This is a genomic window from Rhodoferax sp. LB1P47, assembly GCF_056521445.1.
In genome coordinates this window covers 307,820-333,786 of sequence record NZ_JBWMAU010000001.1, presented here as the reverse complement: position 1 = coordinate 333,786, position 25,967 = coordinate 307,820, and the positions used below count along the sequence as shown (strand labels likewise).

The following is a 25,967-nucleotide window of genomic DNA, read 5'->3' as shown; positions in this document are numbered from 1 at the left end:
AGGTTGCATCCAAAAGGGTTCACGACCTGTGCTGTGCACGGGCCCCAAGATTGGCCGCCAATGTAACTTAGTTTCATGTTTCTGAAAATATGGCGGTAAAAAATACTTTTTTCCTGGATTTTTCTCGGTGTTTTCCCGATTGCATCGCTTTAAAGCTGCGTTAAGAGTCGAGTTGGTAATCTTGTTACTCAAAAAACCCAATAAAAAAATGCACACCATTTTTTCTATTGGCCTTATCAATGGCCGCCGCCGCCGCCGCCGCCGCCGCGACGGCCGATGGCCAGATCAACATCATTTGTTCAGCCCAGGCCGAGGGCTGCAACATGCTGAGCACGGTGTACACCCGAATTACTGGGTCAAGGTAAATATGTCGCTCAAGGGCTCGGGCGAAGCGTTGGCGCAGCTGATGGCCGAGAAGGAAAACCCCAAAACCGACATCTGGTTTGGTGGCACCATGCGACCCGCACATGCAAGCCGCCGAGAAAAATTTGAGCGTCGAATACAAATCCGCCATGCTGCCCCAGCTCTACCCCTGGGCGCAGCAGCAGGCCCAGCAGTCGGGCTACAAGACGGTGGGCATCTATTCAGGCCTGCTGGGCTTTGCTACAACACCGAACTGGTGGCCAAAAAGAAGCTGCCTATCCCCAAGAGCTGGGCCGACTTGCTCAAGCCAGAATGCAAGGGTGAAATCCAGGTGGCCAACCCCGCCTCCAGCGGCACGGCCTACACCATGATCGCCACCCTGGTGCAGCTGATGGGCGAAGACAAGGCGTTTGAGTACCTCAATGGCCTGCACAAGAACGTCAGCCAGTACACCCGCTCGGGCACTGACCCCATCAAAGCCCTTGCACGCGGCGAAACCGCTTTTTTTATCAGTTTTGTAAACGATGCACCAGGCAAGCGCATGCAGGGCTTACCGCTCGAAACCGTCAACCCCGCCGAAATCGGCTCCATGAGCATCGTCAAAGGTGCCCGCAACCAGGAGGCTGCCAAGAAGTTTTACGACTGGGCGCTGACCCCCACCGCCCAGGAACTGAGTGTTGCCGCCAAGCAGTTCCAGCTGCCCAGCAACAAATCCACCAAGCTGGACGAGCGTATGCCCGACTTCAAGAAGATCAAGTTCATCAACTACGACTACGCCAAATACGGTGCCAGCACCCCCCCCTCCTTGCAGGGGGCAACCGCAGCGGACTACCGGTGGGCACCGAGGTGGTGTTGCGGCATGCGTAACCGCTCAATTGGCCCGCCCCCGCAAGCGATATTCCGAGGGCGTGCAGCCTTTGACTTCCAGGAAGCGGCGGTTGAAGTTGGCCAGGTTGTGAAAGCCTGCGTCAAAGCCGACGCTGGCAATCTTGTCGTCGGTCTGGGCCAGCAACTGGCAGGCGCGGGAGATGCGTACGCGGATCAAAAAATCGGTGAAGGTGTTGCCGGTGCCGCGCCGGAACACACGCGAGAAATGGCTTTCGCTGAGGTGGAAGCGCCGGGCCACATCGGCCATCGCCAGCGGCTGGGCGCAATGTTCGCTGAGGTAGTTGACGACGGCATCGATCAGCGCCATCGAGCCGTCGTTGCTGTCCGTGTGGTCGCCCAGCGCGGCTTGGCTGGACAGCAGGCGGTAGTCGCCACAACGCAGCAGCGCGCCCAGCAGGTCCAGAAAGGCCACCAGCCGGGCTAGGTTCTGGCACCCGGCCACCCGCTCGAAATAGCCCGCCGCCCGCTCTTCCAGGCCAAAAAACTCAATGCCCTGCGCCGCCTGGTCCAGCAGCGGTAGCAGCTCAGTCAGCTCCGGGATCGGCCCGGCCGCCTGGGCGATGGGTTCGCGCCGGAACACGATGCAGTGGTCACGCAGCGGCACGCCCTCGGGCGGAGCGTCAGTGCTGATCCAGTTGTGCGGCAGGTTGGGGCCGGTCAATACCAGGTTGCCAGGAGCAAAGTGTCCGATGTAGTCGCCCACAAAGAACTTGCCCGAGGTGGCCACCACCAGATGCAGTTCGTAATCTGCGTGGTAGTGCCAGCGGATCAGTGGCGAGGGTGTACCGTGGCTCACACACCGCACCAGCCGGTGCACGTCTGCCGCTGGGCTATAGCCCAGAGTGGCTTCCCGGCGGAGCGGGTCTTCGCGTGCAGGCGGTGGCTGGGTGGGCATAGCTACTCAGGTTACTTACTTGTAATAACCGGCTTTTTTCATCTCGCGGTCAGCGGCGATCTGGCTGGCGGCCAGGGCCTGGTCCACGCTGACCTTGCCCGACAGAATGGCGGCCATTTGCTGCCCCACCGCGATGCCGATGGCCTGGTACTCGGGGATGGCGGCAAACTGCACTCCCACGTACGGGCTCTTGGGCAGGGTGTTGTTAACGGCATCGGCGGTGTCGATGGCTTTTTTCTCGGCTTCGGCGAAGCTTGCGGCCTTTTGGAACGCGGGGTTGGCGTAGGTGGATTTGCGCGTGCCGGTGGGCACAGCGGCCCAGCCCTTGTCTTTGGCAATCAGGTTGATGTAGTCCTTGGAGGTGGCCCAGGTAATGAACTTCAGCGCCGCGTCGGGGTTTTTGCTGCTGTTCGGGATCGCCAGCGCCCATGCCCACAACCAGTTGGCACCCTTGGCCGTCACGGCGCTGGGTGCCTGGGCAAAGGCCACCTTGTCGGCTACTTTGCTTTGCTTGGGGTCGCTGATGAACGAGGCGGCAATAGTGGCATCCACCCACATGCCGCATTTGCCCTCGTTGTACAGCGCCAAAATCTCGTTGAAGCTGTTGGCCGAGGAGCCGGGCGGGCCGTATTTGGCCATCAGGTCGGCGTAGAAGCTGACGGCATCGTGCCAGGGTTTGGTATTGAGCTGGGGCTTCCAGTCCATGTCAAACCACTGGCCGCCGTAGCTGTTGACCATGGTGGTAATCAGCCCCATGTTGTCGCCCCAGCCCGGCTTGCCGCGCAGGCAGATGCCGTACACGCCATTTTTTGGGTCATGGATTTTGGCGGCGGCATCGCGCACTTGCTCCCAGGTGGGGCGCTCGGCAAATTGGATGCCCGCTTTGTCGGTCAGGTCTTTGCGGTACATCAGCATCGAGCTCTCGCCGTAGAACGGGGCTGCAAACAGCTTGCCACCTACCGACAGACCGCTACGCATGGCGGGCAGCATGTCGTCTACGTCGTAGGCCGCGTTGGGAGTCAGTTCTTTCAGCCAGCCTTTTTTGCCCCAGATCGGGGTCTCGTACATGCCGATGGTCATCACGTCGAACTGGCCGCCCTTGGTGGCGATGTCGGTGGTAACGCGTGAACGCAGCGTGGCTTCTTCCAGCGTGACCCATTTGAGGTGGATGCCGGGGTTGGCCTTTTCAAAGTCGGCGGTGTGCTTTTGCATCTCGATCATGTGGCCGTTATTGACGGTGGCCACTACCAGATCGGTGGCGTGGGCAGTGATGCAGGTAAGGGCCGCGCTGCAGGCCAGGGTCAAAGCGAATGCGGGTTTCAGAACCATGGTGTTGTCTCCTGTGGATAGTCAGGCCGCAATGGTGCGACGGCTACAGGCTTTGCACTAACGCTTAGGACGCGGCTACTGGTACTTTCATGCTTTTTTGGGGTGGGAATTTCCCTGTCAGCAAACCGCAGCAAAGTACCAGAATGGGCGCACTGGGGATGCACCTGGAGGAGCCGGATTTCCTACACTTGCGGGTGCCGTCCAGGCCGTGTTTTTGTAACCCGAAAGATGCTTGGGACTTGCATAAAACCGCATTTCCCGTATTTTTGTTTGTACCATCGAAGGCTGAACTACCACACCCGGCGCAGCCCGGTTTTCAGTTTCTCAGCGAACGAACCCCGCGTCCCATGGGTTCTGCATTAAGCGACAACACACCATGACCCAACTCGACTCCCTCAAGCAGTTCACCACCGTGGTGGCCGACACCGGCGACTTTAAGCAGTTGGGCGTATTCCTGCCCACCGATGCCACCACTAACCCTTCTTTGATCCTCAAGGCCGTGCAAAAACCCGACTACGCGCCGCTGCTGGCCGAGGCCGTAGCCCAATACCGTGGCCGCCCGCTGGACGAGATCACCGACCGCCTGATCGTGCGTTTTGGCTGCGAGATCTTAAGCATCGTGCCGGGCCGCGTGTCCACCGAAGTCGATGCGCGGCTGAGCTTTGACACGGCAGCCACCGTGGCCCGTGGCAAGCGTTTGATCGAGATGTACGCATCGGAAGGCATCGCCAAAGAGCGCATCCTGATCAAGGTGGCCTCCACCTGGGAAGGCATCCAGGCTGCGGCCGAGTTGGAGCGCGCAGGCATCCGCACCAACCTCACGCTGCTGTTCAGCTTCTGCCAGGCGGTAGCCTGCGGCCAGGCCAAGGTGCAACTGATCTCGCCGTTTGTCGGCCGTATTTACGACTGGTACAAAAAGACTGCCGGTGCCGCCTGGGTGGAAGCCGATATGGCCGAAGCCAACGACCCTGGCGTGGTGTCGGTCACGCAGATCTACAACTACTACAAACGCTTCGGCATCCAAACCGAAGTCATGGGTGCGAGCTTTCGAAACGTGGGCCAGATCACCGCGCTGGCAGGCTGCGATCTGCTGACCATCAGCCCCGACCTGCTGGCCCTGATGGCCGCCAGCAACGCCCCGCTGACCCAGGCGCTGGACGCCACAGCCGCCCTGGGCATGGAGATGCAAGAAGTCACGCTGAGTGAGGCCGCTTTCCGCTTCTCCCTGAACCAGGACGCGATGGCCACCGAAAAGCTGGCCGAAGGTATCCGTGGCTTCGTGGCCGACGCCATCAAGCTCGACAACTTGTTACTCGCCGCGTAAGAAAGACAAAAAATGGACGCACTCCACCGCCCCCGTTGTGACACCGTGCCCGCCTGGGCGCAATTGCAGGCCCAGTACGCTGCCACCGGGGTGGCGCTGGATGTGCGTGCGGCGTTTGCCGCCGACCCGGACCGCTTTGCCCGCTTCAGCCAGGACGCGCCCTACGTGTTCGCCGACCTGTCGAAGAACCGTATTGACGCAGCCACGCAAAGCCTGCTGTTCGATCTGGCCCGCCAGACGGGCGTGGAAGTGCTGCGCGACGCGATGTTCTCGGGTGCCAAGATCAACACCACCGAAGACCGGGCGGTGATGCACTTTTTGTTAAGAAAAAGTGCTCTAGCGCATATAGAACCTGCGCAGGCTGCTATCAAAAATGATTTAGCCGAGGTGCATGCCACGCTGGATGCGATGCTGACCTTTGCCGAAACCACGCGGGCCGATGCGGCCATCACCGACGTGGTCAACATCGGCATTGGCGGCTCCGACCTGGGCCCGCTGATGGCCACGCTGGCGCTGGACGCGTTTGCCACTCCGACCAAGCGCATGCACTTTGTGTCCAACGTGGACGGCCATGAACTGGCCGCGCTGCTGCCGCGCCTGCAGGTGGACAGCACGCTGTTTTTGATCGCCTCCAAGACCTTCACCACCACCGAGACCATGACCAACGCCCGCTCGGCCAAGGCCTGGTTCGAGGCGCAGGGCGGCGTGGATACGGCGCGCCACTTTGCCGCACTCACCACCAACGTGGCAGCTGCCAACGCATTTGGCATCAGCACCACCTTTGGTTTTTGGGACTGGGTGGGCGGGCGCTATTCGGTGTGGTCGGCGATTGGCCTGCCGGTGGCGATTGCCATCGGCGCGGCGCATTTCCGCGACTTTCTGGCCGGTGCCGAGGCGATGGACGAGCACTTTCGCACCGCCCCGCTGGAGCAAAACCTGCCCATGCGTCTGGGTCTGCTGGACCTGTGGTACCGCAACTTCCACGGCTTCACCAGCCGCAGCATTGCCCCGTACCACAGCGCGCTGCGCCGTCTGCCCGCGTACCTGCAACAGCTGGACATGGAGAGCAACGGCAAGCAGGTGGACATGCAGGGCCAGAGGCTGCCGTTTGGCACCTCGTGCGTGCTGTGGGGCGAGGCCGGTACCAACGGCCAGCACGCCTACTTTCAGATGCTGCACCAGGGCACAGATGTTGTGCCGGTGGAATTTATCGCCGTCAAAAAAGCCCGCCACAGCCTGCCCGGCCACCACCACACCTTGTTGTCCAACGTGGTGGCGCAGGCCCAGGCGCTGATGCTGGGCAAAGTGGATGCAGGCGGCCACCGCAACTTCCCCGGCAACCGCCCCAGCACTTTCTTGCTGCTGGACGACCTGACCCCTGCCAGCTTCGGTGCGCTGATTGCGCTGCAAGAGCACCGGGTGTTTGTCAGCGGCGCGCTGTGGGGTATCAACAGCTTTGACCAGTGGGGTGTGGAGCTGGGCAAGGTGCTGGCCAAAGACATCGAGCCGCGTTTGCTGTCGGGCGACACCGCTGGGCTGGACGGATCGACCGCCGGGCTGCTGGCCAAACTGCGCTGAGGATCAGCTGGTAAGGTTCAGCCGGTAGGCGTAGGCCTCGCCCCGGTAGGTGGTTTCCACGTACTCGACCAGCTGGTTGTCGCTGTTGAACGACTTGCGTTTCAGCAGCAGGCAGGGGGCGGGCGTGGCGTAGTGGAAGGCTTGGGCTTCGACCTCGCTGCTCATCACGGCTTCAATGGTTTGCTCGGCCGCCGCCAGGGCCAGGCCGCACTGCTCTTGCAGATAGGTGTAGACCGAGCCACGGGTGTCCCAGTGGGCCATAGACGGAGCCCGTGCCAGGTCGTACCAGGCTACTTCGCGGGCCAGGGGTTGGCCGTTGGCCAGGCGGATGCGGACCAGTTTGGCAAAGCTGTTGACCGATGGCTGCCCGAAGATGGCGGCGATCATGCTGTCTTGCACCACGTCTTGGGTGACCAGCTGGGTGCTGGCGGCAATGCCCCGGTCGCGCATGTCTTCGGCAAAGCCTTTGAGTTTTTCGACGGCGATGCGGCCTTTTTGTGGTGCTTGCACCTGGGTTCCACCCCGGCCGTGGGTACTCAGCCACTGGGCGTGGCGCAGGTCGTTGTAGCAGCGTTTGATGGTGGTGCGGCTGACCTGTAGCGCTTCGGCCAGCACCCGTTCCGACGGCAAATTGCTGCCCGGGGGCAGTTCTCCGCTGTCGATCAGGTTTTGGATCTGACGTTTCAATTGCTGGTAGTAAGGCTCGGAGGTCTCTGGGTCCAGCCTGAGCTTGCCCAGAATGCCCTCAGGTGCCGACCTTTGGGGTGGGACCGGGTGGTTGGCATGGCTTGCATTCGTCGTCAGGTGGTTCACGCAGTTGTTCTCACAAATTACCAGCGGCTTTGCTGGCCTGGTAATTTTGGTCTAGATGTAACAAGGTGTGACTTTTTAGTTCGAGACATATTTGGGGTTTCGCCCGGAAATCTGGCCTGCACAGCCAAATTTGTCACCTATGAGACGCGCTGCTAGCGTGGCCGGGCCTGCGACGGGGCACCTGGCAAGCCGAGTTGGTGCCAGGCGCGGCGCAACTGGGTGTCGGAGCTGAAACCCGCCAGCGCGGCAGCATGGGTGACGTTGTGGCCCGATTGCAGCGCCGTCTGCGCCACCGCCAGGCGGATGCGGCGCAGGTACTGCAAGGGCGCAATCTGCGCATATTCCATGAACAAACGCGTCAGGTGGCGCGGCGAGGTGTGGGCGATGTCGGCCATGCGCGGCACGGTCCAGCCCGCACGCGGCTCCAGGCTGACGGCATCCTGCACCCGGTGCAGGGCAGGGTGCAGGTGGTTGCGGTAGCTTAAAAACGGCGACAGCTCGGGGTCGTGCGGGCCGCGCCGCAGCGCCACCACCATGGTCTGCGCCACCTGCGCCGCGATGGGTTCGCCGCAGGTGTCTGCTATGCGTTGCAGCACCAGGTCGATGCCGGTGGTCACGCCGGCGCTGCTGTAAACCGGGGCGTCTTCCACAAACACCCGGTTGGCTACCACCTCGCACTGCGGCTCGGCCAAACGCAGCTCGTCCAGATGCTGGTGGTGGGTGGTCACGCGGCGGCCCTTGAGCAGCCCGGCGTGTGCCGCCAACAGCGTGCCCGCGCACACCGTCACCAGCTCCAGCTGCCCGTTCACCAGCCGCAGGCCGCGCAGCCAATGCAGTACGGCGCGGGCGGGGGCGTTGTCGACCGCGATGGTGGTGCCGGGCAGGCCGACCAGCACCACCCAGTGCGGCGTGGCCGGGTGGGCGGTCAGCGCGCTGGGCAGGGGCTGGAGCCCGGTGAGTTGCGCGCCGACGCTAGAGGGGGTGTCGGCATCCGGCCCGGTAAATTGCAGGGCAAAGCGCTCCGGCTGGCCCTGCGCCAGCAGGCATTGGTTGGCAATGCGCAAAGCCTCTGCCGGGCCTGCCCAGTCGAGGATCAGGCTGTTCGGCAGCAGGACGAACAGAACCTGGATTACGGCTGGTGCTGCCATGCGTAGTCCATTTGCCGGGCCGTGCGCACGGCCAGTTCGTGGCCTGCCAGCGTCGCCACCAGGTGCAGGCACATGTCGATACCTGCGCTGATGCCTGCCGAGGTGGTGATGTGGCCTTGTCCATCGTTGTGTACCCAGCGCACGCCGGTCTGCACCTGCAAGGCCGGGAACATGCGCTGCAAGTCCTCCACATCTTCCCAGTGCGTGGTGACCGGACCGTGGGTGACTACGCCGCTGCGTGCCAGCAAGAAGGCTCCCGTGCAGACCGAGGCCACGGTGCGGGCTGTCGCTGCGGTGGCGGCAATCCAGGCGGTGGTCTCCGGGCAGGCCAGTGGCCCATCGACCACGCCGCCGGGGACGATCAGCACATCGGTGGCGGTGCAGGCTGCAAACGTGCTGTCAGGCATAACGCGTAATCCGGCTCTAGCGCATATAGAGTCTACGCTACGTGCTACGCATTGTGTAGCAAACAGCGGCGCGTCATTCGGGTGGCTGCGGCCATGCACGCGGCTGGCGGTGGTGAAGACCTCGTACGGTCCGGCAAAGTCCAGCGCTTCTACGTCGTCGAACACCAGAATCGCCACGTGGTGCGTCATGCCGTAGCTCCTTCCAGGGCCTGTTCCACCGTGCAGATGCGGGCGAAGCGCTCGGTCAGCACGGCGGCGGTGCGGGCCATGATGTCGGCGGCGGGCAGCACCGTACCGTCCAGGTGCTGCATGTCCCAGGTCAGCGTGGCCTCCAGGCAGTAGTCCACCGTCCAGCCCAGGTCGGAGGCGTGGCGGGTGGTGGTTTCGCAGCATTGCTCGGTGCGGATGCCGCTGACGATGATTTTGCCGATACCGTTTTCGGTCAACCACACGTCCAACCCGGTGCCCACCAGTGCGCTGTGGCGGCTTTTGGTAAACGTGGCGGCCGGCGTGAAAGTGGCCAGGCCCGCGATGGGCTGGATGTGGCCAGACTCGACCGCAAACGCGTTCTCGGACGTCTTGGGCCCGTCCACATGGAAGATGCGCACGATAGGAATGCCGCGTGCCACGCAGCCCTCGATCAGCGCGTTTTGCCGGGCCAGATAGCCGGGCAGGGTGGCCGGGGTGAAGTACGGGCGCTGCCGAAAGGATTCTTGGACATCGATCAAAATCAGACAGGTTTGCATGGTGTGAGGCCTTGGCAGGTAGTGGATGGTAGCGCTCTATTCTTGTGCTTAAGCGGATTTTTGGCCATTCACGATCAGCCCAGTTTCGATCATTTTGGGACATGAATTTAGATAATTCTCCAAGCTCCTGGTAAGCCCAAGTCCGTAGGGTAAGCTCATCCGCCCCGGCCTGACTCTCTCCACACCGCATCCAAAATCTCCATGGCTACCAAGAAATCTGACCTTTACTCCTCCCTTTGGGCTTCTTGCGACGAGCTGCGGGGCGGCATGGATGCCAGCCAGTACAAGGACTACGTGCTGTTCCTGCTGTTCATCAAGTACATCAGCGACAAATACGCCCATAGCGACGACTTTTCGCCCCCCGTGGTCATTCCGCCAGGGGCCAGTTTCCAAGACATGGTGGCCCTCAAAGGCAAGAGCGATATTGGCGACAAGATCAACACCCAGATCATCCAGCCGCTGATCGACGCCAACCAAAAGCTGGCCCGCAGCGACTTCCCCAATTTCAACGACCCCGAGAAGCTGGGCGAAGGCCCAGCGCTGGTCGAGCGCCTGGGCAACCTGATTGGCATCTTCCAAAACCCGGCACTCGATTTTTCGCAAAACCGCGCCGAGCACGACGACATCCTGGGCGATGCCTACGAATTTTTGATGCGCCACTTTGCCAGCGAAAGCGGCAAGAGCAAAGGCCAGTTCTACACCCCATCGGAGGTCAGCCGCATCATTGCCAGCGTGATCGGCATTGGCCCTGCCAACACCAGCGCCGCGACCACCGCCTACGACCCCACCTGCGGCTCGGGCTCGTTGCTGTTGAAAGTGGCCGCCCAAGCCGGGCCGGGCAGGCACATTACCCTGGAAGGGCAAGAAAAAGACGTGACCACGGCGGGCCTGGCCCGCATGAACATGATCCTGCACGACTTCCCCACCGCCAACATCCTCTCGGGCAACACCCTGGCCGCGCCCAAGTTCAAAGATGGTGAAAACTTGCGCAGCTACGACTACGTGGTCGCCAACCCCCCGTTTTCCGACAAAACCTGGAGCACCGGCCTCACACCCGCTAACGACCCGCACCAAAGATTCGCCTGGGGCGTACCCCCCACCAAACAGGGCGACTACGCCTACCTGCTGCACATCATCCGCAGCATGAAAAGCGGCACCGGCAAAGCCGCCTGCATCCTGCCCCACGGCGTGCTGTTTCGCGGCAATGCGGAGGGCCTGATCCGCACCCAACTGGTGCGATCCGGCATCCTCAAAGGCATCATCGGCTTGCCGGCCAACCTGTTTTATGGCACCGGCATCCCGGCTTGCATCTTGGTGCTGGACAAAGAAAACGCCACCGCCCGCACCGGCATCTTCATGGTGGATGCGTCCAAAGCCTTCACCAAAGACGGCAACAAAAACCGCCTGCGCGAGCAAGACATCCACAAAATCGTGGACACCTTTACCCGCCAGATCGACACCCCACGCTACGCCCGCATGGTGCCGCACAGCGAAATAGCCGACCCCAAGAACGGCTACAACCTCAACCTGCCGCGCTACATCGACAGCAGCGCAGCGCCGGACCTGCACGACATCGAAGGCCACCTGCGCGGCGGCATACCCACGCGCGACTTCGATGCCCCCGACAACGCCCTGGCCGCCTACTGGCAGGTGCTGCCCGGCGTGCGTGCCGCCTTGTTTACCGCCGACCGATCCGGCTACGCCCGCCTGACGCTGCCGCTGCCCGAGGTCAAGCCCGCTATTCTGGGCCACGCCGAATTCACCGCCTTCAACCATGCCGCCACCCAGCGCTTTACCGATTGGCGCAGCGCCACCGTGCCGCAGCTCTTGGAATTTGGCCAAGGGGGCCACCCCAAGCTGCTGATGGAAACCATCGCCGAGGCACTGCTCACCACCTTCCAACAAGCCCCGCTGCTCGATGCCTACGACATCTACCAGCACCTGATGGACTACTGCGCCAGCACCCTGCAAGACGATGCCTATCTGATTGCCGCCGAGGGTTGGGTGCAAGGCGCACAGCCCCGCGAAATCTTGCAAGTCAAAGACAAAAACAGCAAATGGGTCTGGCCCGAGCCGCACGACTACCTGCAAGGCAAGCGCCGCTTCAAGTCCGACCTGCTGCCCAAGGCCCTGGTCATCGCCCGCTACTGCGCCGCCGCCCAGGCCGCGCTGGCAGACCAGCAGGCCCGGCTTGATGCCAGCAGCAGCCAGCTGGAAGCGCTGGAGGAGGAACACAGCGGCGAAGATGCGGTGTTCGGTGGTTTTGACAAAATCAACGCCGCTGCCATCAAGGAACGCATGCGCGAAATCAAAGCCGACCCGGATGCCGCCGACGAACGCGCCGTGCTCCAGCAATGGCTGCACCTCAGCACCGACGCCGCCGACCTGAAAAAAGCCATCAAAACCGCCGAGACCGCACTCGACCAAGCCGCCTTTGACAGGCTGGCCCAACTCAGCCAGGCCGAGATCCAAACCCTGGTGGTCCATGACAAATGGATGGCCCACCTGGCCGCTGCGGTGCAAGGCGAACTAGACCGCGTGTCGCAAACCCTCACCAGCCGCCTGCGCCAACTGACCGAGCGCTACGCCACGCCGCTGCCCCAGCTAACGCAAGAAGTGGCCACCCTGGCCGCCCGCGTAGACGCACACCTGCGGCGCATGGGGGTGGTGTGGGGTTAAGGCCGGTGATTTTTTTTGCTACGTATTTAGTAGCTGCTTGCGCTGGTGCTATAAGCGCTAGAGGCCCATATGACCAATAAAAATTACCCATCTGCCGTGCCACCCGCTACCGACACCGCCTATCTGGACCTGCTGCAGCACATCTCCGATACCTACACCCTGGGCCGTACCCAGGCGGTGCAGGCCATCAACACCCAGATCACGCAAACCTACTGGCTGGTGGGGCGGCAGATTGTGGAGTTTGAGCAGGGCGGCAAAGCCAAAGCCCAGTACGGCAAAGCCCTCATCAGCAAGCTGGCCACCGACCTCAGCCTGCGCCACGGCAAGGGGTTTAGCCGCAGCAATTTGGTGCGATTTCGCCAGTTGTATCTCGCATGGCCAATTGGTGCGACGCTGTCGCACCAATTGGGTTGGTCGGTCATCGTGGAGCTGTTAAAAATAAACGACCCACTAGAACGCAGCTTCTACGAACAGCAAACCCTGCGCGAGCGTTGGTCGGTGCGCGAGTTGGTCCGGCAGAAAGAAAGCGCCCTGTTCCTGCGGCTGGCCGCCAGCAAAGACAAAGCCCGCATATTGCAGCTAGCCGCCCAAGGCCAAATCATTGAGGAGCCCGCCGACCTGCTGCGCGAGCCCTACGTGTTCGAGTTTCTGAAAATCCCCGAACCCTACCTGGTCTCTGAAACCCAACTGGAAACTCTGCTCTGCGACCACCTACAGCAATTTCTGCTGGAGCTGGGCAAGGGCTTCACCTTCGTGGGCCGCCAATACCGCGTCACGCTCAACAACTCCCACTACAAAGTTGACCTGGTTTTCTACCACCGCATCCTGCGCTGCTTTGTGCTGATTGACCTCAAGATCAACGACGTGCAGCACCACGACATCGGCCAAATGAACATGTACCTCGGCTACTTTTCCGCTGAAGAAAACACCGAAGGCGACAACCCGCCCATCGGCATCATCCTGAGCCGCAACAAAGACGAGCTGCTGGTCGAATACGCCACCTACCAAATGAATAGCCAGCTTTTTGTGCAGAAATACCAGCTCTACCTGCCCGAACGCGAAGAACTGCGCCGAGAACTAGAGCTGACACTGCGTGAGGCAAGCGAAGAAGATCCCCCAACCCATAGTCTTGATTGATGCCACCATGACCCCATCCCCCCGCGTCCCCGCCGCCCTGCAAGACACCTTCGACAGCATCGCGCAGGCCACCGATGCCTTTTGCGCGCAGCACCTGGATGCCCTGGACATGCGCCAGATGGACCCCGAATGGACGCTGCCCAGCAAACTGGATGCCAACCCGCTGGTCTGGCTGCTCAACATCAACGGCTTGGTGCTCGATGCCCGCACTCTGCCGCTGGAAGAGCAAGACATGGCCTATGCCAAGGGGCTGATTCCCTACGTGCCAAGCCGCAAAGCCGCGCAGCCATGATGTTTATATTTGCTATGGGTTTAGTAGCTACTTGCGCAAGTAGTACCTGCGCTAGAGGCCGATTTGACTTGAATTATTTGTATGCATCGACGCGGGGTGCGGCATGACTGCGGGCGTGCGGGCGGGGTACAAGCTGACGGAGGTGGGGGTGATTCCGCAGGGGTGGGGGGTGGATGCACTTGGGCGGTTGGCATCTATTGAGCGGGGTAAGTTCAGTGCGCGACCACGTAATGACCCCAAGTTTTACGGTGGTGATATTCCATTCATACAGACTGGGGATGTGACCCGCTCCAATCGAGCAATCACCACATTCACGCAAACGCTAAACAGCGAGGGACTTCTGGTCAGTCGGCTTTTCCCTAAAGGAACGCTGTTCTTCACCATCGCCGCCAATATTGGGGATGTTGGCATTGCGCAATTCGAGGCGGCTTGCCCAGACAGTTTGGTGGCGATTTCTCCATCGCCGTTGATAGACAAGGCGTGGCTTTTGTATGAGCTAGCGCATCGTAAAGAGGACTTTGAGAAATTGGCATCTCCGGGAGCCCAGCTGAATATAAATCTGGAGAAGCTGCGTCCTTATTTGTTGCCCGTCCCCTCTTTTTCCGAACAACGTGCCATCGCGGCAACGTTGGGCGATATGGATGCGCTGCTGGACGGGCTGGAGCGGCTCATCGCCAAGAAGCGGGACCTCAAAGTAGCCACCATGCAGCAACTCCTCACCGGTCAAACCCGCCTGCCTGGGTTTAGCGGGGAATGGGAGATGAAGCGGTTGGGGGATATTGCCCACATTAAGACGGGCAAACTAAACAACGAGGATAAAGCCGAGGACGGTGCCTATCCATTCTTCGTGCGTTCCGAGGTCGTCGAACGGATTAACAGCTATTCACACGATTGCGAGGCGATCCTCGTTCCTGGTGAAGGGCGAATTGGCGACATCTTTCACTACATCAACGGACGATTCAATGTGCATCAGCGTGTCTATGCGATCACTCAGTTCAAGCCGGGTATGTCGGCTAAATTTGTTTATCTCTATATGGCAATGTATTTTGGGGCTTGGGCGATACAAAACACTGTGAAGGCGACTGTGGACTCGCTGCGGCTGCCGACTTTTCAGGTCTTCGAGCTCCGAGTTCCGCCAACCAAAGCCGAGCAAACCGCCATCGCCACCGTCCTCTCCGACCTAGACACCGAACTAGCAGCCCTGGTCGCCCGCCGTGACAAAACCCGCGACCTCAAGCAGGCCATGGCGCAGGCACTGCTGACCGGTAGCATCCGCCTGGCCTGAGCAAAAAATGCAAGAAAACCAACACACCGAGTGGAAAGAGTCCTGGAGCGACGACTACAGCAGTGGCATTCCGATCCAGATTAGCGTCTATGGGCACAAAATTGTGCTGTGGATGAAATGACGATTCCAGACAAACCGACCAGCCGCCTGCAGCAATACCGCCTGACTGAAGTCGGACACACGCATTTGCAAGCCCAGGCAACCAAAGGCCAACCCGTATGACCGAACCCGCCCGCTCTGAGCGCCAGACGCAAAATCGCGTTGTTGATCTGTTCACCAACCCGGCGCGGCCGGACTGCCTGGGCTACCGCCACCTGGGCAATTGGAGCCAGCGCAAGAATAATCGCCCCATTGAGGTGGATCTGCTGCGTGCCAACCTGGCCGCGCGCGGCTATTCCCCCGCCCATATCGCCGCTGCCCTGCTGCAGCTGGAAGCGGCTGCCGACACCACGGGCAGCACGCCGTACCAGGCCAATTTGCGCACCTACCAATGCCTGCGCTATGGCGTGGATGTGCAGGTGGCGGCGGGCCAAGTGCATGACAAGGTGCATTTGATCGACTGGGCTGCGCCTGAGAAAAATGACTTCAGCCTGGCCGAGGAGGTGACGCTGAAGGGAGGCCACCAGCGGCGGCCCGACATCGTGCTGTACGCCAACGGCATCGCCCTGGTGGTGCTGGAGCTCAAGCGCAGCTCGGTGGAGCTGGCCGACGGGGTGCGCCAGCTCATCACCAACCAGGAGGAGATTTTCAACCAGGGCTTTTTTAGCACCGTGCAACTGGTGCTGGCGGGCAGCGATGCACAAGGTTTGCGGGTGGGCACCACGGGCACCAAGGAGCAGTTTTTTGTCGATTGGAAGGATGGTCTGCCGCTGGGCGAGGGTGCGGCCCCCGTTGCGGGCGCGCTGCTAGACCGGCCGCTAGCGCAGCTGTGCAACCCGGCCCAGCTGCTGGACTTGGTGCGCAACTTCATCATTTTTGACGCGGGCCAAAAGAAGGTGCCGCGCCCGCACCAATACGCCGGGGTGCGTGCGGCGCAGGCGCGGATGGCCCGGCGCGAGGGCGGGGTGATTTGGCATACCCAGGGCAGCGGCAAGAGCATTTTGATGGTGTTGCTGGCCAAGTGGCTGCTGGAGCACGACCCCGAAGCGCGCATTTTGGTGGTGACCGACCGTGACGAGCTAGACAAGCAGATCGAGGGGGTCATGCGCAATGCCGGGGTGATTGGCGAGGGCGCACCCGCACCGCGCATTACGTCGCGGGCGGAGCTGGTGGAGCGGCTGCGCTCCACCACCACGCGGTTGATGTGCGCACTGATCCATAAGTTTGACGTGGCCGACCTTAAGGGCCCGCCGCCCAAGGTGCATGGCCGCATGCATGTGTTTGTGGACGAGTGCCACCGCAGCCAGGGCGGTGACATGCATTTGCAGATGAAGCGTTGGCTGGAGGGGGCGATTTTTATCGGCTTTACCGGTACGCCGCTGTTGCGCAAAGACAAGAAGCTGACGCGGGATGTGTTTGGCACCTATATCCACACCTATAAGTTCCACCAGGCGGTGGCTGACAAGGTGGTGCTGGACCTGAAATACGAGGCCCGCGAGGTGCCCCAGCGGTTGACATCGCAAGCGGCAATTGACCAGTGGTTTGAGAGCCGCACCAAGCACCTGAATAACTTCCAAAAAGCACTGGTGCGCAAGCGCTGGGCCACGATGGAGGAGCTGATGAGCGCCGAGGAGCGCAAGGCACGTATTGCCGCCAGCATCATCCACGACTTTGGTGTGCTGCCCCGGCTGAACAACGACCGGGGCACGGCGATTCTGGTGGCGGCCAGTATTTACGACGCTTGCCATTACTTTCGGCTGTTCCAGGGCAAGACCTTTGGGGCACATTGCGGCATCATTACCTCGTTTGAGCCCAACCATAACGCGATCTCGCGCGAGCCTGCCAACAGCGACGAGCGCTACAAGTTTGATACCTACACCCGGCATGTGCTGCAACACGGGCAGACCACCAAGCAGTACGAAGACGAGACCAAGCGCCGCTTTATCCATGAGCCCGCCCATCTGAAGCTGTTGATTGTGGTGAGCAAGCTGCTGACCGGCTTTGATGCGCCCAGCTGCACCTACATTTACCTGGACAACCAGCTGCGCGACCACAACCTGTTCCAGGCGATTTGCCGTACCAACCGGTTGGACGGGGACGATAAAGATTACGGCTACATCGTTGATTTCAAAGAGCTGTTTGGCGACGTGCAGCAGGCGATTGCGGTGTACAGCTCGGACGCTCTGGATATCGACGCGGGCAATGGTGGCGACAACAATGTGCGCCTCAAGGACTGGCTGGAAGAGGGCCGCAAGCAGCTCGACACGGCCCGTCAAGCCATCGGTTACCTGTGCGAGCCCGTACCGCTGCCGCGTGGGGTGGAGCAGATGCTGCATTACTTTTGTGGTGATGCGGCCAACCCGCAGGCGTTGACTGAGACCGAGGCGCTGCGGGTGGCTTTTTACAAGGCGGTGGCGACTTTGACGCGGGCTTATGCCGACATTGCGCAGGATTTGGACAAGGCGGGCTACAGCGATGCCGAAGCCGAGGCGGTTCAAAAAGAGCTGGAGCGCTATACGGAAATGCGTTCTGCCATCAAGAAGCATTCGGGCGAAGAGCTGGACATCAAGCCTTTTGAGGCGGATATGCGCCACCTTATCAACACCTACATCCAGGCCGACGCGGCGGCGGAGCTGGGGGCGCTGGGCGAGATGTCGCTCACGGAGCTGATTATCCAGACCGGCATCCACGATGCGATTGCCCAAAAGCTCAACCAGAAGGGCAAGCTCTCCAAGAACGCGGTGGCCGAGGGCATCATCCACAACGTGCGCAAAACCATCATCCGCGATCAGCTCACCGACCCCCGGTTTTATGCCCAGATGTCCAAGTTGCTGGACGACCTGATTGCGCAGAGCCGTACCGATACGGTGGCGTATGAAGCGTTTTTGCGCCAAGCCGAAGCGCTGGTGCGGCGGCTGGCGGCCCAGCAGCCGCAAAACGGTATTCCGGCGCAGTTGCATGGCAAGCGGGAGGCCACGGTGATCTACAACAACCTCAACGCCCTGCCACGCAGCAAGTTTCAATACCCGGACCGTGACGAAGACAAGGCCTTGCTGGCCGTGCGGCTCGATAGTGTGGTGCGCGAGCACGCACCGGCGGGTTGGCGGGGCGACCAGGCGCGGGAGGCGCAGGTGTCCAATGCCTTGTATCCGCTGCTGGACCGCGACCGCGAGGCGACAGCCTCCCTGTTCGAGATCATCAAAAACCAGCCGGGGTATCTGTAATATGGGGATGAATGGGGCGGTGGATGTGGGTGTGCCCGAAAGCATAGTGCTGGGCGATGTCTGCATTGCCGTGACCCGCAAGGCGGTGAAGAATGTGCATCTTTCGGTGCATCCGCCGCTGGGCCACGTCACGCTGGTGGCCCCCACTGCCACCCGCCTGGAGGTGGCCCGTGCCTATGCCATCTCCAAGCTGGGCTGGATACGGGAGCAGCAAACCCAACTGTTGGCGCAGGCGCGCGAGACCCCGCGCCAGTACATCACGCGGGAAACGCACATCCTGTGGGGGCGGCCGTATCTGTTGTCGGTAACCACCCAGGATGCGAAGCCCGCCGTGGTACACGACCATCGGCGCATCACGCTCACCGTGCGCCCCGGCAGCACGCTGGCGCAGCGGCAAGAGGTGATGGATGCGTGGCACCGCACACTGCTGCACCAGGCGCTGCCGACCTTGATTGCACAATGGGAGGCGCGGCTCGGGGTGGAGGTGCGCGGTTATTTTTTGCAGCGCATGAAAACCAAATGGGGTGCCTGCAACCACCGTGTGGGCAACATCCGCCTGAACACCGAGCTGGCCAAGAAGCCCAAAGATTTATTGGAATACGTGGTGGTGCATGAGATGCTGCACCTGCTGGAACCCACCCACAGCGCACGCTTTGTTGCCCTGCTGGAACAGCACTACCCCACATGGCGCGAGGCGCGCGCGGAGTTGAATGCATTGCCACTGGCGGCGCAAATCTGGAAATAAGCACGGCCCCATAAAAAAACCCCGCAGAGTTCGCACTCTGCGGGGTTTTTTGCATTCGGTATTCTCAACTTACATTGAGAGAACGAATTTCGTCGCGCAACGGGCCGCTGGGTAGGCGCTGTAACGCAGGCAGTGGCATCGCCACGACCAGGCGCAGCAACGCCCCCAGCGGCCCGTTTCGCGGCGAAATTACATGCCCATGTCGCCCATGCCGCCCATACCACCACCCATGCCGCCGCCCATGCCGCCTGCACCGGCTTCGTCTTTTGGAGACTCGGCAATCATGCACTCGGTGGTCAGCATCAAAGAGGCCACAGACGCTGCGTTTTGCAGAGCGGTGCGGGTCACTTTGGTGGGGTCCAGAATACCCATTTCGATCATGTCGCCGTAGGTGCCGTTGGCAGCGTTGTAGCCGTAGTTGCCCTTGCCGGCCAACACAGCAGCCACCACCACAGAAGCTTCTTCGCCTGCGTTGTAGACGATTTCGCGCAGAGGGGCTTCGATGGCCTTCAACACCAGCTTGATGCCGGCGTCTTGGTCGGCGTTAGCGCCTTCGATCTTGCCAGCAGCTTGCTTGGCGCGCAGCAGAGCCACGCCGCCGCCAGCCACAATGCCTTCTTCCACCGCAGCGCGGGTAGCGTGCAGGGCGTCTTCCACGCGGGCCTTCTTTTCTTTCATTTCGATCTCGGTGGTAGCGCCCACCTTGATCACGGCAACACCGCCAGCCAGCTTGGCCACGCGCTCTTGCAGCTTTTCGCGGTCGTAGTCGCTGGAAGCTTCTTCGATTTGCACGCGAACTTGCTTGACGCGGGCTTCGATGTCGGCAGCAGCACCAGCGCCATCAATGATGGTGGTGTTTTCTTTGCCCACTTCGATGCGCTTGGCTTGGCCCAGATCGGCCAGAGTCACCTTTTCCAGGGTCAGGCCGACTTCTTCAGCGATAACCTTGCCGCCGGTCAGGATGGCGATGTCTTCCAGCATGGCTTTGCGGCGATCGCCGAAGCCAGGAGCCTTCACAGCCACAACCTTCAAGATGCCACGGATGGTGTTGACCACCAGCGTTGCCAGGGCTTCGCCATCGACTTCTTCAGCGATGATCAGCAATGGACGGCCGGACTTGGCAACTTGTTCCAGCGTAGGCAGCAGGTCACGGATGTTGCTGATCTTCTTGTCGAACAACAGAACAAACGGGTTGTCCAGCAAAGCGGCTTGCTTTTCTGGGTTGTTGATGAAGTAGGGCGACAGGTAGCCACGGTCGAATTGCATGCCTTCGACGACGTCCAACTCGCTGTCCAGCGACTTGCCGTCTTCGACGGTGATAACGCCTTCTTTACCAACCTTGTCCATTGCGTCTGCAATGATCTTGCCGATGGATTCATCGGAGTTGGCGGAGATCGAACCGACTTGGGCGATTTCCTTGGAGGTGGTGGTGGCCTTGGAAGCCTTCTTCAGCTCGGCGACCAAAGCAGTCACTGCCTTGTCGATGCCGCGCTTCAGATCCATCGGGTTCATGCCGGCGGCCACGTACTTCATGCCTTCGCGGATGATGGCTTGTGCCAGCACGGTCGCGGTGGTGGTGCCGTCGCCAGCCAGGTCGGAGGTCTTGGAAGCAACTTCCTTGACCATCTGCGCACCCATGTTTTGCAGCTTGTCTTTGAGTTCGATTTCCTTGGCCACGGACACACCGTCCTTGGTCACGGTAGGGGCGCCAAACGAGCGCTCCAGCACTACGTTACGGCCTTTAGGACCCAGGGTCACCTTGACTGCGTTAGCCAAAATGTTCACGCCTTCAACCATGCGTGCGCGGGCTTCGCCGCCGAAAATTACGTCTTTTGCTGCCATGAGAATTTCTCCTGAAAAATTTATCTAGTTGGGGACAGAGCGACCGGGCGCTGCGCGCGTCAGTCGGTCAGTCCCGCAAAATTACTTGGATTCAACGACCGCGAACAGGTCGTCTTCCTTCATGACCAGCAGTTCGTCGCCGTCAACTTTGACGGTTTGGCCGCTGTACTTGCCGAACAAAACGCGGTCGCCGACCTTGACGGTCAGAGCCTGGATTTCGCCCTTGTCGTTCTTTTTGCCGGGGCCAACAGCCAAGACTTCACCTTGGTCGGGCTTTTCAGCGGCCGAATCAGGAATCACGATGCCGGAAGCGGTTTTGGTTTCGCTGTCGATACGCTTGACGATCACGCGGTCGCCGAGAGGACGTAGGTTCATAGAGTCTCCTAAAAATGGAACGGTAAAAAAAGGGGTGTGGGGCCAGTGCTAGCACTCAACCCCTACGAGTGCTAATGATAAGGGCAAGTTGTGACGTTTCAAGAGGTGGAGTTTGAAAACCAGCGATTCACACCGATTGGGAGGAGCGCTGTGCTGACACCCAAATCCCGCCCACGATCAACCCAAACGCCAAGCCGTGGTACAGGTGCGGCCACTCGCCCAAAAAGGCGGTGGACAGGATGGTGGCAAACAGCGGTGTCAGGTTGATGAACAGCCCGGCCACATTCGGCCCCACGCGCTGCATGCCCGCACCCCAGGCGCGGTAGGCCAGCACCGCTGGGCCCACAGCTACATACACCAGTGCGGCAGCCAGTGGCCAGCCCCATTGGATGGGGGCTGCGCCCAGGCTCCACTCCACCGCCGTCATGCTGCCCGACCACAGCAGGCCGAAGGTGATCTGCGCCAGCAAGAAAGCCGCCCAGTCGGCGCGGATGCTCGGCGGGTCTTTCGGCTGGGTCAGCAGCCAGCTGTAAAACGCCCAGGCCAGCGTGGCCAGCAGCATGAAGATGTCGCCCAGCACCAGCCGCAAGCCCAGCAGCTGCTGCCATTCGCCCCGGCTCAGCACCAGCAGCACCCCGGCCAGCGACAGCAGCGCGCCTAGCACTTGCGGGCGCGACACGCGGGCCCCAAAAAACAGTGCGCCCACCGCCAGCATGCACATCGGCAAACTGGCCCCCACCAGGGTCACGTTGATCGGACTGGAGGTTTGCAGCGCCATGTACTGCAAAGCGTTGTACAGCCCCACGCCCAGCAGCCCCAAGAGTGCAAAACGCCGCCAGTGCGACCACAGCCCGCTGCCGCGTTTAAGCACCCAGCCGCCCAGCGGCAGCAAAATGGCAAACGCCAGCGCCCAGCGCATAAAGTTCAGCGTGACGGGCGGCACCAGGGTGTGCACCATGCGGCCCACCACGGCATTCCCAGCCCACATCAGCGGACCAAAGGCGAGGAGTAAAGCGGTGCGAAATGTAAGGCGTTGTTGCATGCCGCGCACTGTACCTGCGCAAGCGTGGCAGGATCGGGGAGAACTATTTTCAGGAGCTATTCCCCATGCGCAGCCAAGCCATCCAGATCCAGCAACACGGCGGCCCCGAAGTGTTGGCCCTCACCGAAGTCGAGGTGGGCGACCCCGGCCCCGGCCAGATCCGCATCCGCCACCACGCCATTGGCCTGAACTTTATCGACGTCTACCAGCGCAGCGGCCTGTATCCGCAGAACCTGCCGGTGCAGCTAGGCATGGAGGCCGCCGGGATCGTCGAAGCGGTGGGCGAGGGCGTGAGCCACCTGCGGGTCGGCGACCGTGCCGCCTACGCCAGCAACCCGCCCGGCAGCTACTGCGAGCGCCGCGTGATGCCTGCCACCTGTGTCTGCAAGCTGCCCGATGCCATCGGCTTTGAGACCGGTGCGGCCATGATGCTCAAGGGCCTGACCGCGCAGTACCTGCTGAAGAAAACCCTGCCCCAGGGTGGCCTGCAGCCCGGCGACTTTGTGCTGTTCCACGCCGCCGCCGGGGGCGTGGGCCTGATCGCCAGCCAGTGGGCCAAAGCCCTGGGTTTGCAGCTGATCGGCACCGCAGGTTCAGAGGAGAAATGTGCCCTGGCGCTTGCCAATGGTGCGGCATATGCTATTAATTACGCAGCAGAAGACTTTGTTGCGCGGGTGAAAGACATCACTGGCGGCGCAGGTGTCAAGGTGGTCTACGACTCGGTGGGCAAAGACACCTTTGAGAAGTCGCTGGACTGCCTGCGCCCCTTTGGCCTACTGGCATCCTTTGGCAACGCCTCTGGCCCGGTGGCAGCTTTTGCCCCCGGCATACTCGGCGCCAAAGGCTCGCTGTACCTGACCCGCGCCACCCTGTTCAGCCACATCGCCACCCGCGAGAGCACCCAGGCGATGGCGGACGATTTATTCGCCGTGGTGGCCAGTGGCCAGGTCAAGATCCACATCGGCCAGCGCTATGCCCTGGCCGACGTGCAACAAGCCCACCGCGACCTGGAAGCCCGCAAAACCACCGGTTGTACCGTTCTTACACTATAAAATTGGCCTCTACCGCCCATTCCATAAGCGCAAGCAGCTATCTAAAAAATAGCGTACCTATCTCCGCACCATGACCCGCCCCCGCTTCCTTCCCGACGACTTCACCCTGCTCCTCATCGCCGTGGTCACCCTGGCCAGCCTGTGGCCCGCCCAGGACGGGGTGGCGCAGGGGTTTGAGTGGCTCACCACAGCGGCGATTGCGTTGTTGTTCTTTTTGCACGGAGCCAAGCTGTCGCGGGCGGCGGTGGTGGCGGGCATCAGCCACTGGCGGCTGCATTTGCTGGTGCTGGGCTGCACGTTCGCGTTGTTTCCGGCGCTGGGGCTGCTGCTCAAGCCGCTGTTTTCTGCCGTGCTCACGCCCGATCTGGCGCTGGGCATGCTGTTTTTATGCACCTTGCCCGCCACGGTGCAGTCGGCGATTGCGTTTACCGCCATGGCGCGTGGCAATGTGTCGGCAGCCGTGTGCAGCGCCTCGGCCTCCAGCCTGATCGGGGTGTTCATCACGCCGCTGCTGGTGGGTTGGCTGGTGGTGCCGGGTGGCGTGTCGGGCGCGGGCGGGCTGGAGGCGGTGGGCCGCATCATGGCGCAGCTGATGTTGCCGTTTGTGGCTGGGCAGCTGTTGCAGCCCTGGGTGGGCGGCTTCGTGAAAAAACACGCGGCCCAATTGAAATATGTGGACCAGGGCTCGATCCTGCTGGTGGTCTATACCGCGTTCAGCGCGGCGGTGGTCGAAGGCCTGTGGACGCAGGTGCCGCTGCCGGTGCTACTGGGCGTGGTGGCCGCCTGTTGCGTGCTGCTGGCCCTGGTGCTGGTGCTGACCACCCGGCTGGGCCGCCTGCTCGGGTTTTCGCAAGAGGACCAGATCACCATCGTCTTTTGCGGCTCCAAAAAGAGCCTGGCCAGCGGCGTGCCCATGGCCAAGGTGCTGTTTGCCGCGCCCACCGTGGGCGTGATGCTGCTGCCGCTGATGATCTTCCACCAAATCCAACTAATGGTCTGCGCCGTGCTGGCGCAGCGATATGCAAAGCGTGCCCCATGAGAAACCCCTTAGACACCCTCCGCCCCGATGTACGCGCCATGCATTCCTACGTGGTGCAGGATGCCACCGGCATGGTCAAGCTGGACGCGATGGAGAACCCGCACCGGCTGTCAATCGCCCTGCAGGCCGAACTGGGCGAACGGCTGGGTGCCGTGGCGCTGAACCGCTACCCCGATGGCCGCGTCGACTACCTGCGCCAAGTGCTGGCAGCGCACACCGGTCTGCCCGAGGGCTACGGCTTGATTTTGGGCAATGGCTCGGACGAAATCATCAACCTGCTGGCCATCGCCTGTAACCGTCCGGGGGCTACGGTGCTGGCCCCCGTGCCGGGCTTTGTGATGTATGGCATGGCCGCGCAGCTGCTGGGCCTGAACTTCGTCGGCGTGCCATTGACGGCCGATTTTGAGCTGGACACACCCGCCATGCTGGCCGCCATCCAGCAGCACCAGCCCGCCATCGTCTACCTGGCCTACCCGAACAACCCCACGGCGAATCTGTGGGATGACGCTGCCATCGAGCAGATCATCGATGCCGCGCCCGGCCTGGTGGTGATTGACGAGGCTTACCAGCCGTTTTCCAGCAAAACCTACCTGGATAGATTGACGCGCCACCCCCACTTGCTGCTGATGCGCACGCTGAGCAAGTTCGGCCTGGCCGGTGTACGGCTGGGCTATTTGATCGGCCCGCAGGCGCTGGTGGCCGAGATCGACAAGGTGCGCCCGCCCTACAACGTCAGCGTGCTGAACTGCGAATGCGCGCTGTTTGCCTTGGCGCATTTAGAGGAGTTTGCGGCCCAGGCGCAGGATATACGTGCGCAGCGTGCTATTGTTTCGGTAGCAATAGGGGTGTTGCCGGGTGTCAAGGTGTGGCCCAGCGACGCAAATATGCTGCTGGTGCGCGTGCCCGATGCGGCCAAAACTTTTGCAGGCATGCAAGCCCAGGGCGTGCTGGTTAAGAACGTTTCTAAAATGCACCCCTTGCTGCTTAACTGCGTGCGCATCACCATCGGCACCGCCGAAGAGAATTTGCGCATGCTGGCCGCCTTTCAAACATCACTATGACCACGACCCAACGCACCGCCGAAGTCAGCCGCAATACGGCCGAAACCCAAATCACCGTCAAGCTCAACCTGGACGGCACGGGCAAATCCACCTTGCACACCGGCATCGGCTTCTTCGACCACATGCTGGACCAGATCGCCCGCCACGGCCTGATCGATCTGGACATCCATTGCCTGGGCGACCTGCACATCGACGGCCACCACACCGTGGAAGACGTGGGCATCACCCTGGGCCAGGCCGTACACAAGGCGGTAGGCGACAAAAAGGGCATCCGCCGCTATGGCCACGCCTACGTGCCGCTGGACGAGGCGCTGAGCCGCGTGGTGATCGACTTCTCGGGCCGCCCCGGCCTGGAAATGCACGTGCCCTTCACCAGCGGCATGATCGGCGGCTTCGACAGCCAGCTCACCTACGAATTCTTCCAGGGCTTTGCCAACCACGCGTTTGTCACCCTGCACATCGACAACCTAAAGGGCGTGAACGCGCACCACCAGGCCGAGACCGTGTTCAAGGCCTTCGCCCGCGCCCTGCGCTCTGCGCTGGAGCTGGACCCGCGCTCGGTGGGCATGATCCCATCGACCAAAGGCTCTCTGTAAAGTTTTAA

23 protein-coding genes and 1 pseudogene are annotated in these 25,967 nt (G+C 61.4%); 14 read left to right on the top strand and 10 right to left on the bottom strand.

Translation table 11 applies throughout. From position 1 onward, the window contains the following. Positions 1-184: 184 nt before the first annotated feature. A complete protein-coding gene (locus AC0969_RS01585) occupies positions 185-514 on the bottom strand; it encodes a hypothetical protein (protein ID WP_479622837.1) in 330 nt (109 codons plus the stop codon). On the opposite strand from AC0969_RS01585, the pseudogene AC0969_RS01580 reads away from it, so the two are divergent. Then, positions 407-1,084, top strand: a pseudogene (locus tag AC0969_RS01580) (extracellular solute-binding protein); the annotation flags it as partial. The gene AC0969_RS01585 and the pseudogene AC0969_RS01580 overlap by 108 nt on opposite strands. 150 nt (positions 1,085-1,234) lie before the next feature. Here AC0969_RS01580 and AC0969_RS01575 read toward each other — a convergent pair. Together AC0969_RS01575 and AC0969_RS01570 are read right to left on the bottom strand one after the other, a co-directional pair. Further along, complete coding sequence (locus AC0969_RS01575; protein WP_479622369.1) at positions 1,235-2,146, bottom strand: cupin domain-containing protein; 912 nt, start codon at positions 2,144-2,146, stop codon at positions 1,235-1,237. Between the two features lie 15 nt (positions 2,147-2,161). Next, positions 2,162-3,475 carry an ABC transporter substrate-binding protein gene (locus tag AC0969_RS01570; protein WP_479622368.1) on the bottom strand — a complete coding sequence of 438 codons (1,314 nt, stop codon included), beginning with the start codon at positions 3,473-3,475 and terminating at the stop codon, positions 2,162-2,164. Positions 3,476-3,851: 376 nt separating this feature from the next. Here AC0969_RS01570 and tal point away from each other — a divergent pair, with 376 nt between their 5' ends. Next, positions 3,852-4,799 (top strand): transaldolase, encoded by a 948-nt coding sequence (gene tal / locus AC0969_RS01565; RefSeq protein WP_479622367.1) that lies wholly within the window; start codon positions 3,852-3,854, stop codon positions 4,797-4,799. Positions 4,800-4,811: 12 nt separating this feature from the next. Beyond that, positions 4,812-6,377 (top strand): glucose-6-phosphate isomerase, encoded by a 1,566-nt coding sequence (gene pgi, locus AC0969_RS01560; protein ID WP_479622366.1) that lies wholly within the window; start codon positions 4,812-4,814, stop codon positions 6,375-6,377. Positions 6,378-6,380: 3 nt separating this feature from the next. Here the strand turns inward: pgi and AC0969_RS01555 are convergent, their stop codons facing one another. The 4 genes from AC0969_RS01555 to AC0969_RS01540 all read right to left on the bottom strand — a co-directional run bounded on the left by AC0969_RS01555 (position 6,381) and on the right by AC0969_RS01540 (position 9,491). Continuing rightward, positions 6,381-7,064, bottom strand: a complete 684-nt coding sequence (locus tag AC0969_RS01555) for a GntR family transcriptional regulator (RefSeq protein ID WP_479622365.1) — start codon at positions 7,062-7,064, stop codon at positions 6,381-6,383. A 278-nt stretch (positions 7,065-7,342) separates the two neighbouring features. Next, positions 7,343-8,338 (bottom strand): GlxA family transcriptional regulator, encoded by a 996-nt coding sequence (locus AC0969_RS01550; RefSeq protein ID WP_479622364.1) that lies wholly within the window; start codon positions 8,336-8,338, stop codon positions 7,343-7,345. Further along, positions 8,320-8,934, bottom strand: coding sequence for a DJ-1/PfpI family protein (locus AC0969_RS01545; RefSeq protein WP_479622363.1), 615 nt, complete (start codon positions 8,932-8,934; stop codon positions 8,320-8,322). The genes AC0969_RS01550 and AC0969_RS01545 overlap by 19 nt, the downstream gene beginning before the upstream one ends. Then, on the bottom strand, positions 8,931-9,491 hold the full coding sequence (locus AC0969_RS01540; RefSeq protein WP_479622362.1) for an isochorismatase family protein: 561 nt from the start codon (positions 9,489-9,491) through the stop codon (positions 8,931-8,933). Before AC0969_RS01540 ends, AC0969_RS01545 begins: the two co-directional genes overlap by 4 nt. A 201-nt stretch (positions 9,492-9,692) precedes the next feature. Here AC0969_RS01540 and AC0969_RS01535 point away from each other — a divergent pair, with 201 nt between their 5' ends. The 7 genes from AC0969_RS01535 (at position 9,693) to AC0969_RS01505 (ending at position 18,952) form a co-directional block, all read left to right on the top strand. After that, positions 9,693-12,170: a type I restriction-modification system subunit M gene (locus AC0969_RS01535; protein WP_479622361.1), complete on the top strand. Its 2,478-nt coding sequence runs from the start codon at positions 9,693-9,695 to the stop codon at positions 12,168-12,170. A 69-nt stretch (positions 12,171-12,239) separates the two neighbouring features. Continuing rightward, positions 12,240-13,307 (top strand): PDDEXK nuclease domain-containing protein, encoded by a 1,068-nt coding sequence (locus AC0969_RS01530; protein WP_479622360.1) that lies wholly within the window; start codon positions 12,240-12,242, stop codon positions 13,305-13,307. A gap of 7 nt (positions 13,308-13,314) precedes the next feature. Further along, complete coding sequence (locus AC0969_RS01525; RefSeq protein WP_479622359.1) at positions 13,315-13,599, top strand: hypothetical protein; 285 nt, start codon at positions 13,315-13,317, stop codon at positions 13,597-13,599. Positions 13,600-13,702: 103 nt separating this feature from the next. Then, positions 13,703-14,884 carry a restriction endonuclease subunit S gene (locus tag AC0969_RS01520; protein ID WP_479622358.1) on the top strand — a complete coding sequence of 394 codons (1,182 nt, stop codon included), beginning with the start codon at positions 13,703-13,705 and terminating at the stop codon, positions 14,882-14,884. Between the two features lie 117 nt (positions 14,885-15,001). Further along, entirely contained in the window at positions 15,002-15,106 is a 105-nt protein-coding gene (locus tag AC0969_RS01515; RefSeq protein WP_479622357.1) for a hypothetical protein, read from the top strand. After that, positions 15,103-18,207, top strand: coding sequence for a type I restriction endonuclease subunit R (locus AC0969_RS01510; RefSeq protein ID WP_479622356.1), 3,105 nt, complete (start codon positions 15,103-15,105; stop codon positions 18,205-18,207). The genes AC0969_RS01515 and AC0969_RS01510 overlap by 4 nt, the downstream gene beginning before the upstream one ends. Positions 18,208-18,238: 31 nt before the next feature. After that, positions 18,239-18,952 (top strand): M48 family metallopeptidase, encoded by a 714-nt coding sequence (locus tag AC0969_RS01505; protein WP_479622355.1) that lies wholly within the window; start codon positions 18,239-18,241, stop codon positions 18,950-18,952. Positions 18,953-19,141: 189 nt separating this feature from the next. On the opposite strand, the gene groL is transcribed toward AC0969_RS01505, so the two are convergent. From groL to AC0969_RS01490, 3 genes are all read right to left on the bottom strand, one after another. Next, positions 19,142-20,794 carry a chaperonin GroEL gene (gene groL, locus AC0969_RS01500; RefSeq protein WP_479622354.1) on the bottom strand — a complete coding sequence of 551 codons (1,653 nt, stop codon included), beginning with the start codon at positions 20,792-20,794 and terminating at the stop codon, positions 19,142-19,144. Between the two features lie 81 nt (positions 20,795-20,875). Further along, positions 20,876-21,169, bottom strand: coding sequence for a co-chaperone GroES (groES, locus tag AC0969_RS01495; RefSeq protein WP_479622353.1), 294 nt, complete (start codon positions 21,167-21,169; stop codon positions 20,876-20,878). Between the two features lie 127 nt (positions 21,170-21,296). After that, a complete protein-coding gene (locus tag AC0969_RS01490; protein WP_479622352.1) occupies positions 21,297-22,211 on the bottom strand; it encodes a DMT family transporter in 915 nt (304 codons plus the stop codon). Positions 22,212-22,276: 65 nt separating this feature from the next. Between AC0969_RS01490 and AC0969_RS01485 the strand changes: the two genes are divergently transcribed. The 4 genes from AC0969_RS01485 (at position 22,277) to hisB (ending at position 25,959) form a co-directional block, all read left to right on the top strand. Beyond that, on the top strand, positions 22,277-23,263 hold the full coding sequence (locus AC0969_RS01485) for a quinone oxidoreductase family protein (protein WP_479622351.1): 987 nt from the start codon (positions 22,277-22,279) through the stop codon (positions 23,261-23,263). Positions 23,264-23,333: 70 nt separating this feature from the next. After that, a complete protein-coding gene (locus tag AC0969_RS01480; protein ID WP_479622350.1) occupies positions 23,334-24,302 on the top strand; it encodes a bile acid:sodium symporter family protein in 969 nt (322 codons plus the stop codon). Further along, the gene (hisC, locus tag AC0969_RS01475) at positions 24,299-25,363 is read left to right on the top strand and encodes a histidinol-phosphate transaminase (protein WP_479622349.1); all 1,065 of its coding nucleotides are present in this window, start codon (positions 24,299-24,301) and stop codon (positions 25,361-25,363) included. Before AC0969_RS01480 ends, hisC begins: the two co-directional genes overlap by 4 nt. Further along, positions 25,360-25,959: an imidazoleglycerol-phosphate dehydratase HisB gene (gene hisB / locus AC0969_RS01470; RefSeq protein WP_479622348.1), complete on the top strand. Its 600-nt coding sequence runs from the start codon at positions 25,360-25,362 to the stop codon at positions 25,957-25,959. Before hisC ends, hisB begins: the two co-directional genes overlap by 4 nt. Positions 25,960-25,967: the final 8 nt, after the last annotated feature.

Bases quoted from the DNA above. Each gene is read 5' to 3' on its own strand.
- groL (WP_479622354.1), bottom strand. From the start codon at position 20,794: ATGGCAGCAAAAGACGTAATTTTCGGCGGCGAAGCCCGCGCACGCATG.
- AC0969_RS01515 (WP_479622357.1), top strand. From the start codon at position 15,002: ATGACGATTCCAGACAAACCGACCAGCCGCCTGCAGCAATACCGCCTG.
- AC0969_RS01575 (WP_479622369.1), bottom strand. From the start codon at position 2,146: ATGCCCACCCAGCCACCGCCTGCACGCGAAGACCCGCTCCGCCGGGAA.
- AC0969_RS01485 (WP_479622351.1), top strand. From the start codon at position 22,277: ATGCGCAGCCAAGCCATCCAGATCCAGCAACACGGCGGCCCCGAAGTG.
- AC0969_RS01550 (WP_479622364.1), bottom strand. From the start codon at position 8,338: ATGGCAGCACCAGCCGTAATCCAGGTTCTGTTCGTCCTGCTGCCGAAC.
- AC0969_RS01520 (WP_479622358.1), top strand. From the start codon at position 13,703: ATGACTGCGGGCGTGCGGGCGGGGTACAAGCTGACGGAGGTGGGGGTG.
- pgi (WP_479622366.1), top strand. From the start codon at position 4,812: ATGGACGCACTCCACCGCCCCCGTTGTGACACCGTGCCCGCCTGGGCG.
- hisB (WP_479622348.1), top strand. From the start codon at position 25,360: ATGACCACGACCCAACGCACCGCCGAAGTCAGCCGCAATACGGCCGAA.
- groES (WP_479622353.1), bottom strand. From the start codon at position 21,169: ATGAACCTACGTCCTCTCGGCGACCGCGTGATCGTCAAGCGTATCGAC.
- AC0969_RS01540 (WP_479622362.1), bottom strand. From the start codon at position 9,491: ATGCAAACCTGTCTGATTTTGATCGATGTCCAAGAATCCTTTCGGCAG.
- AC0969_RS01570 (WP_479622368.1), bottom strand. From the start codon at position 3,475: ATGGTTCTGAAACCCGCATTCGCTTTGACCCTGGCCTGCAGCGCGGCC.
- AC0969_RS01490 (WP_479622352.1), bottom strand. From the start codon at position 22,211: ATGCAACAACGCCTTACATTTCGCACCGCTTTACTCCTCGCCTTTGGT.
- AC0969_RS01535 (WP_479622361.1), top strand. From the start codon at position 9,693: ATGGCTACCAAGAAATCTGACCTTTACTCCTCCCTTTGGGCTTCTTGC.
- hisC (WP_479622349.1), top strand. From the start codon at position 24,299: ATGAGAAACCCCTTAGACACCCTCCGCCCCGATGTACGCGCCATGCAT.
- AC0969_RS01585 (WP_479622837.1), bottom strand. From the start codon at position 514: ATGGCGGATTTGTATTCGACGCTCAAATTTTTCTCGGCGGCTTGCATG.
- AC0969_RS01530 (WP_479622360.1), top strand. From the start codon at position 12,240: ATGACCAATAAAAATTACCCATCTGCCGTGCCACCCGCTACCGACACC.
- AC0969_RS01545 (WP_479622363.1), bottom strand. From the start codon at position 8,934: ATGACGCACCACGTGGCGATTCTGGTGTTCGACGACGTAGAAGCGCTG.
- AC0969_RS01480 (WP_479622350.1), top strand. From the start codon at position 23,334: ATGACCCGCCCCCGCTTCCTTCCCGACGACTTCACCCTGCTCCTCATC.
- AC0969_RS01510 (WP_479622356.1), top strand. From the start codon at position 15,103: ATGACCGAACCCGCCCGCTCTGAGCGCCAGACGCAAAATCGCGTTGTT.
- AC0969_RS01525 (WP_479622359.1), top strand. From the start codon at position 13,315: ATGACCCCATCCCCCCGCGTCCCCGCCGCCCTGCAAGACACCTTCGAC.
- tal (WP_479622367.1), top strand. From the start codon at position 3,852: ATGACCCAACTCGACTCCCTCAAGCAGTTCACCACCGTGGTGGCCGAC.